This is a genomic window from Microbacterium sp. M3 (genome assembly GCF_033548675.1).
Classification (GTDB): domain Bacteria; phylum Actinomycetota; class Actinomycetes; order Actinomycetales; family Microbacteriaceae; genus Microbacterium; species Microbacterium arthrosphaerae.
On the sequence record NZ_JAWTZT010000004.1, the window covers coordinates 197,837 to 210,444 of the forward strand.

Here is a 12,608-nt window from a genome sequence, read left to right on the forward strand (position 1 = left end):
GGCCCCTTCAGACTGCGATCACCGCGGGACGTCGTACTTGAAACCCACATGAGAGTCGACGAAGCCGAGCCGGAGGTAGAAGCGGTGGGCATCGGTGCGCTGACGATCAGAGGTGAGCTGGACGAGATCCGCACCGCACGCGGGCGCGGCCACCTCCATGACCCATCGCATGAGGGTGCTTCCCAGGCCCGCGGAGCGCTGGTCGGCTTTCACCCGTACGGCCTCGACGAGGAGTCGGGTGCTGCCGCGGCGCGCCACGCCGGGGATCGCCGTCAGCTGGAGCATCGCGATCACGCGATCGTGCGAGTCGATGGCGACGACGAGGTCATTCGCGCGGTCGTCGATGATTCGCGCAAGACCGGATGCGTACGCTTCCTCGTCTGCGTCGGCACCCACGTCTCCCCGTGTCGCGCTGATCGCATCGTCTGCGAGCAACCGCATCAACGCACGGATGTCACGCTTGTCGGCACGCCGTATCACGACCGTTCCGGTGCGGAGCGATAGTTCCGTGGGCAGATCGAGCGACTGGAGCACGCATCCATCCTCCCAGCGAGCCGGGCGCGGCTCCGCTCGGACAGCGGGCTCGGCAAGCGGTGCGGTGGCGATGCGATCCCGACGAGCGTCGGCTAGGCCCAGCGTTCCCTGGCGGGAACCGCACTCCACGAGTGCCCTGCCGGCGCATCGGCTTCGACGGATTCGTAGATCGGGGCGCCGCGGATGCATAGGCCCCAGAACCACGTCCGACCGCATTCGTCGCATTCGAGGTAGCTCACGATCGTGTACTTCAGGTCGGACCGGGCGAGCGCGAGCATGTCTTCCAGGGGCACGTCCCCGCGCACGTACCGCATGCTGCCACTGTCTACTCGGAGCTTCAGCGCATCGATCGTTCGAACGATATCGATATCGTGCGGCGGCCGGCCGGCGGTGCGGACGAGTGCAGGCTCGCAGGTCTGGCAGGCGGCATCCACCCGCTCACCGTAGCCTTTCGTGCTCGGGCCGACCTGACGAGCTGCGGTCTCCTGGAATGTCCAACGGCTGCGCGCTTCACGCCGTGGTCGGCTCACGGCCGAGTGCTCGACCCCGTCGAGGGTGGCGCGTCCGCGCGTCCGGCCGTCGTCGACCATGGCGACGTGAGCTCGGCGATGATCGCTCCGTGCGGCCGGGGCTTCGGGTCGCGTCCGGTTCTGGTGTGGGTCTCGACGACCTCGAAGCCGGCGGCCCGCAGCTCGTCTCCGAGCGCTTCGGGTGGCCAGCGGTAGCCGGTGACCACGGTGTGGTCGAACGGCTCCACGGCGGGACCGATGAAGAATCCCGTCAGCAGGCCGCCGCCCGGGCGGAGCACCCGAGCGAACTCCTTCAGGGTGGCGCGAACGGTGGCCGGCTCATGGTGGATCAGCGAATACCAGGCCAGGATTCCGCCCACGCTCCCGGTTGCATCGGGAAGCCGATCGAAACTCCCCAGCTCGAAGCCGACGGAGGGGTGAGTTCTCCGCGCGTGATCGATGAACTCGGGAACCTGGTCGATGCCGCGCGCATCGTTGCCTTGCTCCGCCAGGTAGGCGGTCCACTGCCCAGGGCCGCACCCCGCGTCGAGCAGGGGCCCCGTCACCTGCGCCGCCCAGGAGGCGATGAGCTGCCGGTCGGAGGGATGAGCGGCCGTCACCGAGCCGATCTTCTCGACGTACTCAGCAGCTCGGTTGGAGTAGGCGGCTTCGACATCCGACGGCATGAACGAAGCCTACGAGTCGCGCGTCCGATGCGAAGCGCCCGACCTGCATCGCGACGAACGCATCGACTGCGACGGGGTCAGTCGCCGTCCTCGTCCCCCGTGAAGATCAGACTCAGTGGAGGGCGTCGAGAAGTTGTGCGTTGCGTCTGGCGATGAGTCGGCGAAGGTACGGAACGAGCACGAGCCTCTCGGCCAGCGACCCGAAAGCCGGCGACGCGACCGTGATGGTGTCGGTCATGCGAGCGGCGTGCGCGAGCTGCTCGAAGCGGTGCTCATGGATGAAGGTCTTGAACGGGCCGCGAACCTGCTGATCGACGAACCGGGTCGGTTCATCGAGCGACGTGATCTGCGAGGTCATGGTCCACCAGATGCCGAAGTGCCGAGCGCGCCAGGTGACCGTCTCCCCGAGACCGATCCGGCCCGACGTGATGCCGGCGACCGCACGCTCTCCTGACTGAGACATCGACGAGACATGGGCGTCGATGTCGAGCGAGATGTCGAACAGTCTGTGAGCGGAGACCGCCGTGTCAGTGACGAGCGTGAAGGTCGACGGCACCTCTCCATCCTGCCGCCCGACGGGCTGCAGGCCCTCAACGGAACCACGGGGGCGCGGCATCCCATCCCGTCGTCAGGCGATTCTGACGAACCGCGGGCCCTCGTATCCCTCGCGGCTGACGGACTCCACGAACATGTCGAGGGGGCGCACCCAGAAGCTGTAGTCGTCGTAGAGCTTGCGATAGAACACCATGTGCTCCTCGGTCTCGCTGTGCCGCCCGGTGCCGATCACTTCGTAGCGCGCGCCTTTGAAGTGCTGGTAGATGCCGGGCTCCACGGCGCCGGATGTCGGTGACAGCATCCTGCGATCGTACTTTTGGCATGCGTCAGGGGACGGTGCAGACCGACGCCACGCCGAGGACGAAGGTGATGGTGCCCGAGACAGGGGACGCCTCCCAGCCGCCGGGCCCCACCGCATAGAGACGGAACGTTCCCGTGCCGAGGCCCAACGTGGGACTGGTCAGCGACACACTGGTGGCCGTAGTGGGGAGTGTGCCGGTTCCGGCGAGTCCGCCGGTCACCGTCCATCGGTACGAGTCCCGAGCGAGCCCACCCGCCGGCGCCGTCCACGTGAAGGTCACCGGTCCGAGCAGCCCCACGGCGGCCGAGCACTGCAGCCCCGTCGGCACGGAGACGGCACCCGCCACGAGGCCGGCGCCCGTGCCGATCTCGGCATCCGACCACGCGGCCTCCGTCTTCACCGGCGGGACCGACGCGATGCACAGCATCCCCGCGACCACCAGCGCACACGCGCCGAGGCGCCGGCCGCGCACCCTCACGGCCGCCTCCGCAGCCGCAGAACGAGTCCCGCGCCGACCGCGAGTGCGACGATCCCCGCGGCGGGCAGCCCCCACCGCGCGCCGCCTCCCGTGGCAGCCAAGCCACCTCCGGCACCGGTGGTGACGTCGTCGCCGACCCCCGTGGCGCGCACGGTCAGCTGCACCGGAGAGACGACGGGGTCGGCATCCGATGGGAGCATCACCGCGATGCGAAGCCAGAGCTGCTCGTCGTCGGGCATCGTCTGCAGCAGCACCGGGTCGCCGGTGGTCGGCACAGGGGAGTCCTCGACGAGCGGGTCCGGCGTCGGGCACATGTCACCCGTCCACCGCTCGGAGCAGCCCCGCACCTCGTAACGCAGGGCGGTCGGAGCAGCGGCCGCGCCCGACAGCGTGACGGTGAGCGTGCCAGGGGAGGCGGCATCCGCCATCACACCCACCTGCCAGACGGCGGTTGCGCCCGGCGTGAGCTGCTGCATCGCCGGCTCCTCGATCGAGACGAGCCGGATCACCGCGCCCTGGATGACCGTCTCGTCCGACGCGGCGCGGGCAGGCGTCGGTGACCCCGCCGCGACCCCGGCGGCGAGGAGACCGACGACCAGCGCCGTCCCACCGGTCTTTCGACGAGCGGATGCCGCAACCGGCGCCGAAACCGGCACCGGGCCGTCCACCTCGACACCGGCCACGACACCAGTCTCGGCCGACCCATCGCGCGCGCCCTCCGACGTCGGGCGCTCGCGGCGAGGCCAGAACACCGCGACGATGTGCACCGTCGCCGCCACCGTGATCGAGCCCAGCACCCACGGGCTGCCGAGCGACCCGAGCACCGGCGCGACGCCGGGAACCGACAGCACGACGCGCCGCGCCTCGGTCACCGTGTACGGCAGCGGGTCGTCGACCGCGTTCGCGTCGCCGCGCATGGTGAGCCGCCGCGCCTCGCGCGCACCGGGCACCGATTCGATGCCGACGACGCGGTGGGTCACGGGCAGGTCGCCCGGGCGGTCCACCATGATGACGTCGCCGACCGCGATGTCGCCGGCGGGGACGGCGTGCACGATCGCCGCGGAACCCGCGGGGATCGTCGGCGACATCGAGCCGGTGCGGAACAGCACGATGCGCACGTCGAAGACCGCGGCGGCGATCGCCAGCACGATGCAGACGGCGCCGAGCACGGCGGCGACGGTGAGCGCGGCATCCCCCGCCGTCGCCCACGCCGATCGCCGCCGCCGCGCCATGTCGCCCTCCCTCTGCCGCTCAGCTCGCCGACGTGCTCGCGAAGGTCCAGGTGACCTGGCCGGTCGTACCCTGGAACGTGTTCGCCGCACCCGCGGCGATGCGCACCTCGAAGCAGAAGCCGAGCTGCGCTCCCGCCGCGCCGATGGTGCTCGCCACGGGAGTGCTGGGCACCTGCGTGACCGGCAGGTACGAGGAAGCGCCTCCCGCGACGAACACGGGTGAGCCCGTGAACGCCGCCGCGCTGCAGGCGACGCCGGGCGCCGGTCCCGAGAGGCGCACGGCGCGATACTCCAGTGCGGGCGCCAGCGTGCCGGTCGGCGCCGCACCCGTGAGGCTCACCGTGCCGCCGACGGTCGACGCCGACGTGGTCCGCACGTTGAGCCACGCGTAGAACGACGTGCCGGGCGACATCGCGGTCGCGGCGAACGTCAGCGACGCCCCCGGGGCGGCGGTGTTGCTCGCGTAGGTCGGCGAGCCCGCGCTCTGCGACTCGGTGCCGAACACGCTCGCGCCGAAGCTGCCGGTCGCGTTCTCGGTGTCGGTCCACGCGGCCAGCGTCACGGCGGTGCCGATGCCGAGCACGAGTCCGGCTGCCAGCAGCACGCGCACGCGACGCGCGCGCCGCCGCCGGCGGTCGTCATCCCGCTCGCGCGTGGCGCGCCGGGTCTGGGCGAAGCCGCTCATCAGGGAAGGGGATCGCCCGAGGTCCCCGCGAACTGCCAGGTGACGGTGCCGGCCGCGCCCTGCGGCACGGCGCCGGCCGTCACCACGAAGCACAGGTTCACCGGTGTCGCTGCCGCGGTGAGGTCGAACGCGGCGACGGTCCCGGCCGCCGAGGCGGCGCGGTTGCTGATGAGCGCCGTGCCCGCCGGCGGCGCGTCAGCGGAGCACGTGTCGCCGAAGGCGGCCTCCTGATACAGCGAGTACGTGAGGCTCTCGCCGATCGCGCCGGCGATCTCCTCGCCGAGGGTGACGGATGCCTCGTAATCCGAGTCGCTCGACAGCTGCACGGCGAACGGGGCATAGACCACGGCGCCGGGCGAGAGCGCGTCGGCGTCGAGCTCGAAGGCCAGCGTCTTGCCGGGCGCGGCCGGGTCGCTCGTGAAAGCCGTGCCGTCGACGCTGCCCTGCAGGTCGAACTGCCCTGACGAGAACGTGCCCGTCGCGAACTCGGAGTCGTTCCACACGGCGAGCGTGACGGCGGTTCCGACGCCGAGCACGAGCCCGCCGGCGAGAACGGCCAGCAGCATGCGGCGGCGGTGGTGGTGCGAGCGGGTGCGTTCGTCGGAGTGCGGCGGCGCCGCGGGCGCGGCCGACGATGCGGACTGAGGGTTCATGAGCCTGCCATTCCTTGGGTGAGCGGTTGTCGTGACCATTCCCCAGGCATGGAATCCCCAGCCATGTGCGGTCAGGATATGGCTCCGCGACGGGCGTCCACAACGCGGTCGGCGGATCCTGCGTCAATCCTTGGAACGCGGCTCGCCTGCGCCTTGTCGGGCCCGCCGGTCACGTCGGCGCGAGCGGATACCGCCGCCGGAGCAGCAGCCGTTGCGCGAAGGTCCACGCCACCGTCACCGCGAGGTAGAGCGCGGCCGCCAGCGGTACGAACACGGCGACCACGGCGGTGGTGAACTGCAGCGCCCCGGCCAGGCGTGCCACGCCCGCACCGGCGAGGGACGAGGCATCCGCTGATCGATCCACGGGCAGCCGGAACGCGCGGCGTGTCAGCTCGGCGACCACGACGATCAGCACCAGCACGCCGGCGAAGACGCCCCACGTCGCGGCCGTCGCGGTGCCGCCGGCGATCGCGCCGACGAGGCTCGCGCCGAGCGGAACGCCCAGCAGCTGCTCGGTCAGCAGCGTGTTGGCGTGGCCGGCGATGGAGGTGTGCAGGAAGAGCGCGTACACGATCCCCACCACGGGAGCCTGCGCGAGCATCGGCAGGCACCCCGCCAGCGGCGAGGCGTTCTCGTCGGCGTAGAGCTTCATCGTCTCGCTCTGCAGCCGCTCGGGGTCGCGGCGGTGACGTCGCTGCAGCTCGCGCAGGCGGGGTGCGAGGCGGCTGCGCATCTGCTCCGCCTTGGCCTGAGCGACACCGACGGGCACGAGCGCGACGCGCACCAGCACGGTGAGGAGGATGACGGATGCCGCGGCCGCCGCGGATCCGGCGACAGGCTCGAGCAGGGCGGCCAGCCACAACAGGAAGGTGTAGGCCCCGTCGAGCAGGGCGGCGATGGGGGGAAAGGTGAAGAGGTCCATGGGTGTCCGTTCGTCCGATGCGGTTCGTGGCGTGCGGCCACGAGGGCACCGGCGGACTCGGCCCCGGGAGCGGGGGAGCGCGGTGGGCTACGCGGCCAGGGCCGCGGAACCGGGAGCTCGGGGGCGTGAGTGGCCCGGAGCGTCGGGGTGCGAGGCGGTCAGCCGCGTCGCGTCACGGATCGCCCGTCGCGGGTGGGTCGTCGTCGCGACCGCGTGGGCGGGTGACAGCAGGATCGCGAGGGCGACGGCGAGGACCGCCAGCGTCGCCACCACGGTGAGCGCGAGGACGAGGGCGCCGGCATCGACGGCGGGCATCGCCGGGGCGAGCTCGAGCAGCGATCGGCCGGCGGCGAGGGCCTCGGCCGAGGGACGCAGGGCGGCGGCGATGACGTCGGCCGCGAGACGCAGCAGCACGACGATCGTCTCGACCACGCGCACCCCCTCCCGTCGGGCCTCACGGTAGCAGAGTCCGCGCGGCGGGGCCCCGCGCGCTTCGGCAGGCGAACAGCGCTTCCGCAGGAGGCGAAGCCCCCGCAACCTCCTGTAGAGGCCCGGTTCACCTGCCGGGGCGTTGGGACGGATGCCGCGCCCCGCGCCGACACCGACATCACGCCCGACGGCCTGCGGCGGGAAGCCCCGCGCATCTCCGCGCGCGCTTCCGCCGGCGAACAGCGCTTGCGCAGGAGTGAAAGCCCCCGCGAGCTCCTGTAGAGGCCCGGTTCACCTGCCGGGGCGTTGGGACGGATGCCGCGCCCCGCGCTCACACCGACATCACGCCCGACGGCCTGCGGCGGGAAGCCCCGCGCTCTTCCGCGTGCTTCGGCAGGCGAACAGCGCTTCCGTAGGAGGGGAAGCCTCCGCGAGCTCCTGTAGAGGCCCGGTTCACCTGCCGGGGCGTCGGGACGGATGCCGCGCCCCGCGCCGACACCGACAGCACGCACAGCTGTCCGGGCGGCGGGGCTTCCGGCGCTCCTCGGCGCGCTTCGGCAGGCGAACAACGCCTACGCAGGAGAGGAAGCCCCCGCGAGCTCCTGTAGAGGCCCGGTTCACCTGCCGGGGCGTCGGGACGGATGCCGCGCCCCGCGCCGACACCGACATCACGCCCAGCTGTCCGGGCGGCGGGGCTTCCGGCGCTCCTCGGCGCGCTTCGGCAGGCGAACAGCGCCTGCGCAGGAGAGGAAGCCCCCGCGAGCTCCTGTAGAGGCCCGGTTCCCCTGCCCGGGCGTTGAGGACACGGAGCCGACGACCTGCGGCGGGAAGCCCCGCGCTCCTCCGCGTGCTTCGGCAGGCGAACAGCGCTTCCGCAGGAGAGGGAGCTCCCTCGAGCTCCTGCAGACGCCCGGTTCACCTGCCGGGGCGTCGGGACGGATGCCGCGCCTCGCGCCGACACCGACAGCACGCACAGCTGTCCGGGCGGTGGGGCTTCTGGCGCTCTTCGGCGCGCTTCGGCAGGCGAACAGCGCTTCCGCAGGAGAGGGAGCTCCCTCGAGCTCCTGCAGACGCCCGGTTCACCTGCCTGGGCGGTGGGGACACGGGGCCGACGGCCTGCGGCGGGAAGCCCCGCGCATCTCCGCGCGCGCTTGCGCAGGCGAACAGCGCTTCCGCAGGAGAGGGAGCCCCCTCGAGCTCCTGCAGAGGCCCGGTTCACCTGCCGGGGCGACGACGACACGGGACCGACGGCCTGCGGCGGGAAGCCCCGCGCATCTCCGCGCGCGCTTCCGCAGGCGAACAGCGCTTCCGCAGGAGGGGGAGCCCCCTCGAGCTCCTGCAGAGGCCCGGTTCACCTGCCGGGGCGACGACGACACGGGACCGATGGCCTGCGGCGGGACGGGTGTCCGGGGTATGAGGCAGGGTGGAAGGCGTGACAGCGACGACCGCCACCCGCACCGAGGCCCTCGAGGTGCTGCGCACGCTCGTCGGTCGCGACGACGCCGACTTCCACGAGGGGCAGTTCGAGGCGATCGAGGCGCTCGTCGACGATCGCCGGCGGGCGCTCGTCGTGCAGCGCACCGGGTGGGGAAAGTCCGCGGTCTACTTCGTGGCCACCCTCCTGCTGCGGCGGCGCGGAGCGGGGCCGACCGTGCTGGTCTCGCCGCTCCTCGCGCTGATGCGCGACCAGATCGCGGCGGCGGCGCGGGCGGGCGTGCGCGCCGTCAAGATCGACTCGACGAACGCCCACGAGTGGGGCGACGTGCTCGCGCAGCTCGACCGCGATGAGGTGGATGTGCTGCTCGTCTCGCCCGAGCGTCTCAACAATCCGTCGTTCCGAGACGAGCAGCTGCCGCAGCTGGTCGCGCGCATCGGACTCCTCGTCGTCGACGAGGCGCACTGCATCAGCGACTGGGGCCACGACTTCCGCCCCGACTACCGGCGCCTTCGCGACCTCATCGGGCGGATGCCGGCCGGCGTGCCGGTGCTCGCGACCACCGCGACCGCCAACAGTCGAGTGGTCGCCGATGTCGCGGAGCAGCTGGATGCAGGGGCCGCGGCATCCGGTGTCCTCACGATCCGCGGACCGCTCGCGCGCGCCTCGCTGCGCCTGGGCGTGCTCCGCCTGCCCAACGCCCCGAGCCGGCTGGCATGGCTGCTCAGTCATCTCGGGGATCTGCCCGGGTCGGGCATCATCTACACCCTCACCGTCGCGGCCGCGCACGACACCGCGCGACTGCTGCGCGAGCGCGGGTACGAGGTGCGCGCGTACACCGGGCAGACCGACACCGACGAGCGTGAGGAGTCCGAGGCGCTCCTCAAGGCGAACGGAGTCAAGGCGCTCGTGGCGACCAGCGCCCTGGGCATGGGGTTCGACAAGCCCGACCTCGGCTTCGTCGTGCACCTCGGTGCGCCGTCGTCGCCGGTGTCGTACTACCAGCAGGTCGGGCGCGCCGGTCGTGCCACCGACTCCGCCGACGTGCTGCTGCTCCCCGGCGCCGAAGACCGCGACATCTGGCACTACTTCGCCACGGCCTCGATGCCCGACCGTGCGCGCGCGGAGCGGGTGCTCGCGGCGCTTGCCGAAGCGGCTGGGCCGCTGTCGACGCCGGCGCTCGAGGCGATCGTCGACATCCGCCGCACTCCGCTCGAGCTGCTGCTGAAGGTGCTCGACGTCGACGGCGCGGTCGCGCGCGTACGCGGCGGGTGGGTGTCGACCGGCGAGCCGTGGGCGTACGACGAGGACCGCTACCGGCGCATCGCCGCCGAGCGGGTGGCCGAGCAGCAGCACATGATCGAGTACGAAGAGTCGACGGGCTGCCGCATGGAGTTCCTGCAGCGCTCGCTCGACGACGACACCGCGGCGCCCTGCGGCCGATGCGACAACTGCGCGGGCGCGTGGTTCCCGACCGCCATCGCCGACACCGCGACGGATGCCGCCACCGCCGCCCTCGACCGCGTCGGCGTGCCGATCGAGCCCCGGCGCCAGTGGCCGACGGGTGCCGACCGCCTGGGCGTCGCCGTGAAGGGGCGGATCCCGGCCGACGAGCAGGCGGGTGAGGGGCGGGCGCTCGCACGCCTGACCGACCTCGGCTGGGGCGGCACCCTGCGCGAGCTCTTCGCCGCCGGTGCCCCCGACGCGCCCCTGAGCGCCAACGTGCTGTCGGGGTGCGTGCGCGTGCTGGCCGAGTGGGGGTGGGACGAGCGCCCGGTCGCCGTCGCCGCGATGCCGTCGCGCACGAAGCCGCAGCTCGTGGACTCACTGGCTCGCGGCATCGCGGGCATCGGGCGGCTGCCGTTCCTCGGCACCCTCGACCTCGTCGACGGCGGCCCGACGGGCCAGCCGGGCGGCAACAGCGCCTTCCGGGTGGCGGGGGTGTGGGGCCGCTTCTCGGCCGCGGGTCTCGACGTGCCGCCGGGCCCGGTGCTGCTGGTCGACGACCGCGTCGACAGCGGCTGGACGCTGACCGTCGCCGCCCGCGAACTCCGCCGCGCCGGCGCCACCGCCGTGCTCCCCTTCGCCCTGGCGCTTCGCGGCTGACCAGCCGATCCCTCGGGCGAACGCGGGTTCCAGTCGTTGAGCGAGGGAGTGCAGGCGACCGAGACGAAACGTCCCGGCGGTTGAGTGCAGGTGTGGTGCGTTTCGTCTCGCTGCGCTCGCTCAACGCCCGGATGGGCGCGGCGTGGTTCCGGTCGTTGCGCGAGGGAGCGCCGGCGACCGAGACGAAACGCCTCGGGGCGGTGGACGGCCTCGGGCTCGATCAGGCCGCGGGCGGAGGCGACTTCGGGCGGGGACGACGGACCACGAGGTACGTCACCGCGCCCGCGACGACGATGCCGATCCCCACCACCCAGGGCACCCACGACGAGGCGGCGGACTCTGCGTCGGCGGCGTCGGCGGTGACCGTGGGTGACGGCGTCGGGGTGTCGCTCGGCTCGGCGGTCGGGGTCGGAGTGACGGTCGCCGTCGGAGTCGCCACAGGAACCTCTGTGCGTTCGGGCTCGGGCTGGGGCGCGGCGGTCGGTTCCGGCTCCGGCTCGGGCGCCGACGTCGGCTCTGGCTCGGGCACCGACGTCGGCTCGGGCTCGGGTTCGGGTGCTGCGGTCGGCTCGGGCTCGGGCTCGGGTGCCGAGGTCGGTTCCGGCTCGGCGGTCGGCTCTGGCGCGGGCCGGGTCGGCAGTCCTGTGGGGAGCGCGGTCGGCAGTCCGGTGGGGAGCGCGGTGGGCAAGCCGCTCGGAAGCGACGTCGGCAGGGCGGTCGGCAGCGCCGTCGGAATCGCGATGGACCCGTCGGCGCAGCCGCCGAGCAGTGCCGCCCCGAGCACGATCGTGACGCCGGCGACCGCGCGCGCCAGTCTCGGCATGCGGCGTGCCCGGGGGTGGCGAGCGGGTGCGGGTCGCGGCATCCGAATCTCCTCTTCGTGGGGTCCTGGCCCGATCGTAGGGTGTTCACGGCGAAGCGCCATCGCGCGATCCGCGTGGTCCTCGCGCCGCGTCACGTGACCCCGTGTGACGCCGCGTGTCGCCGTGTCGCGGTGTGTGTCGTCGTTCCCTCCCCGCCCGCTCGTCGCGCGGCCAGCATGACCCCATGCCTTCCCCACTCATCTCGCCCACGGAGCTCGCCGGCCTCATCCGGGACGGCCGTCCACCGCGCCTTCTCGACGTGCGGTGGCGCCTCGACCGGCCGGAGGGTCGCCCCGACTATCTCGACGGCCATCTGCCGGGGGCGGTGTACGTCGACCTCGAGCACGAGCTGGCCCGCCGCGACGACCCGCGTGAGGGGCGGCATCCGCTGCCTCCCCGCGCGCAGCTCCAGGCCGCCGCGCGCCGCTGGGGCATCCGCGACGGCGATACCGTCGTGGCGTACGACGACGTCCACTCGGTCGCCGCGGCACGCGCGTGGTGGGTGCTCACGCGCTCGGGCGTCCGCGACGTGCGCGTGCTCGACGGAGGACTGCGCGGCTGGCTCGCCGAGCGGCTGCCGCTCGAGACGGGGGACGTGCTGCCCCGGCCGCCGGGCGATGTCGTGCTCGACGAGATCACGGAGGGCATCGCCGACATCGACGGCGTCGAGGAGTGGCCCGACCACGGTCTGCTGCTCGACGTGCGCGCGCCCGAGCGGTACCGCGGCGACTCCGAGCCGCTCGATCCCGTCGGCGGGCACATCCCCGGTGCGGTGAACCTGCCGACCACCGTCCACCTCGAGGCCGGGAAGTTCCGCTCGCCCGACGAGATCCGCGCGCAGTTCGCCGCGGCCGGGGCCGCCGACGGCGTCGCCGTGGCGGCCTACTGCGGCTCGGGCATCGCCGCGACCCACACGGCGCTCGCCGGAGCGCTCGCCGGCATCGACGTCGTCGTGTACCCCGGCTCATGGAGTCAGTGGTCGCGCTCGCGCGGCCGGCTCGCCGCCGTGGGTCCGGCGCCCTCGCTGGACGTGGTGCCTGTCTGAGCGAGCACCTCCCCATCGTCGCCGTCGTGCCCGAGCCGGGCGCAGCCGGGCCGTCGAGCCGGCGGCAGCGAGGCGCGCACACCGACGCGTAGCGGACGGCAGATCCACCGGGCAGCCCGGCGCGCACACCGGCGCGTAACGCACCCGCGGGCGGGGCAGATCCGCGGTGGGCAGC

The 12,608-nt window shown here is 73.0% G+C and carries 14 protein-coding genes; 2 read left to right on the forward strand and 12 right to left on the reverse strand.

Annotation, left to right across the window (positions count from 1 at the left end; all coding sequences use genetic code 11):
• Nucleotides 1–18 precede the first annotated feature (18 nt).
• From R8Z57_RS13205 to R8Z57_RS13255, 11 genes are all read right to left on the reverse strand, one after another.
• The gene (locus R8Z57_RS13205; RefSeq protein WP_318354250.1) at nt 19–396 is read right to left on the reverse strand and encodes a GNAT family N-acetyltransferase; all 378 of its coding nucleotides are present in this window, start codon (nt 394–396) and stop codon (nt 19–21) included.
• Nucleotides 397–626: 230 nt separating this feature from the next.
• Nucleotides 627–1,124, reverse strand: coding sequence for a hypothetical protein (locus tag R8Z57_RS13210; RefSeq protein WP_318354508.1), 498 nt, complete (start codon nt 1,122–1,124; stop codon nt 627–629).
• Nucleotides 1,061–1,729, reverse strand: coding sequence for a class I SAM-dependent methyltransferase (locus tag R8Z57_RS13215; protein ID WP_318354251.1), 669 nt, complete (start codon nt 1,727–1,729; stop codon nt 1,061–1,063). The genes R8Z57_RS13210 and R8Z57_RS13215 overlap by 64 nt, the downstream gene beginning before the upstream one ends.
• A 112-nt stretch (nt 1,730–1,841) precedes the next feature.
• Nucleotides 1,842–2,285 carry an SRPBCC family protein gene (locus tag R8Z57_RS13220; RefSeq protein ID WP_318354252.1) on the reverse strand — a complete coding sequence of 148 codons (444 nt, stop codon included), beginning with the start codon at nt 2,283–2,285 and terminating at the stop codon, nt 1,842–1,844.
• A 72-nt stretch (nt 2,286–2,357) separates the two neighbouring features.
• Complete coding sequence (locus R8Z57_RS13225) at nt 2,358–2,585, reverse strand: DUF1653 domain-containing protein (RefSeq protein WP_318354253.1); 228 nt, start codon at nt 2,583–2,585, stop codon at nt 2,358–2,360.
• A 25-nt stretch (nt 2,586–2,610) separates the two neighbouring features.
• Nucleotides 2,611–3,063: a hypothetical protein gene (locus R8Z57_RS13230; RefSeq protein WP_318354254.1), complete on the reverse strand. Its 453-nt coding sequence runs from the start codon at nt 3,061–3,063 to the stop codon at nt 2,611–2,613.
• Nucleotides 3,060–4,295, reverse strand: coding sequence for a S26 family signal peptidase (locus R8Z57_RS13235; RefSeq protein WP_318354255.1), 1,236 nt, complete (start codon nt 4,293–4,295; stop codon nt 3,060–3,062). Before R8Z57_RS13235 ends, R8Z57_RS13230 begins: the two co-directional genes overlap by 4 nt.
• Nucleotides 4,296–4,314: 19 nt before the next feature.
• Nucleotides 4,315–4,980: a SipW-dependent-type signal peptide-containing protein gene (locus R8Z57_RS13240; protein ID WP_318354256.1), complete on the reverse strand. Its 666-nt coding sequence runs from the start codon at nt 4,978–4,980 to the stop codon at nt 4,315–4,317.
• Complete coding sequence (locus R8Z57_RS13245) at nt 4,980–5,633, reverse strand: SipW-dependent-type signal peptide-containing protein (protein ID WP_318354257.1); 654 nt, start codon at nt 5,631–5,633, stop codon at nt 4,980–4,982. Before R8Z57_RS13245 ends, R8Z57_RS13240 begins: the two co-directional genes overlap by 1 nt.
• 169 nt (nt 5,634–5,802) lie before the next feature.
• Nucleotides 5,803–6,555, reverse strand: a complete 753-nt coding sequence (locus tag R8Z57_RS13250; protein WP_318354258.1) for a YidC/Oxa1 family membrane protein insertase — start codon at nt 6,553–6,555, stop codon at nt 5,803–5,805.
• 87 nt (nt 6,556–6,642) lie between these two features.
• On the reverse strand, nt 6,643–6,987 hold the full coding sequence (locus R8Z57_RS13255) for a DUF6412 domain-containing protein (protein ID WP_318354259.1): 345 nt from the start codon (nt 6,985–6,987) through the stop codon (nt 6,643–6,645).
• Between the two features lie 1,429 nt (nt 6,988–8,416).
• On the opposite strand from R8Z57_RS13255, the gene R8Z57_RS13260 reads away from it, so the two are divergent.
• Nucleotides 8,417–10,525: a RecQ family ATP-dependent DNA helicase gene (locus R8Z57_RS13260; RefSeq protein WP_318354260.1), complete on the forward strand. Its 2,109-nt coding sequence runs from the start codon at nt 8,417–8,419 to the stop codon at nt 10,523–10,525.
• A 220-nt stretch (nt 10,526–10,745) separates the two neighbouring features.
• Here the strand turns inward: R8Z57_RS13260 and R8Z57_RS13265 are convergent, their stop codons facing one another.
• The gene (locus R8Z57_RS13265; protein ID WP_318354261.1) at nt 10,746–11,390 is read right to left on the reverse strand and encodes a PT domain-containing protein; all 645 of its coding nucleotides are present in this window, start codon (nt 11,388–11,390) and stop codon (nt 10,746–10,748) included.
• Nucleotides 11,391–11,572: 182 nt separating this feature from the next.
• Here R8Z57_RS13265 and R8Z57_RS13270 point away from each other — a divergent pair, with 182 nt between their 5' ends.
• The gene (locus R8Z57_RS13270) at nt 11,573–12,433 is read left to right on the forward strand and encodes a sulfurtransferase (protein ID WP_318354262.1); all 861 of its coding nucleotides are present in this window, start codon (nt 11,573–11,575) and stop codon (nt 12,431–12,433) included.
• Nucleotides 12,434–12,608 lie beyond the last annotated feature (175 nt).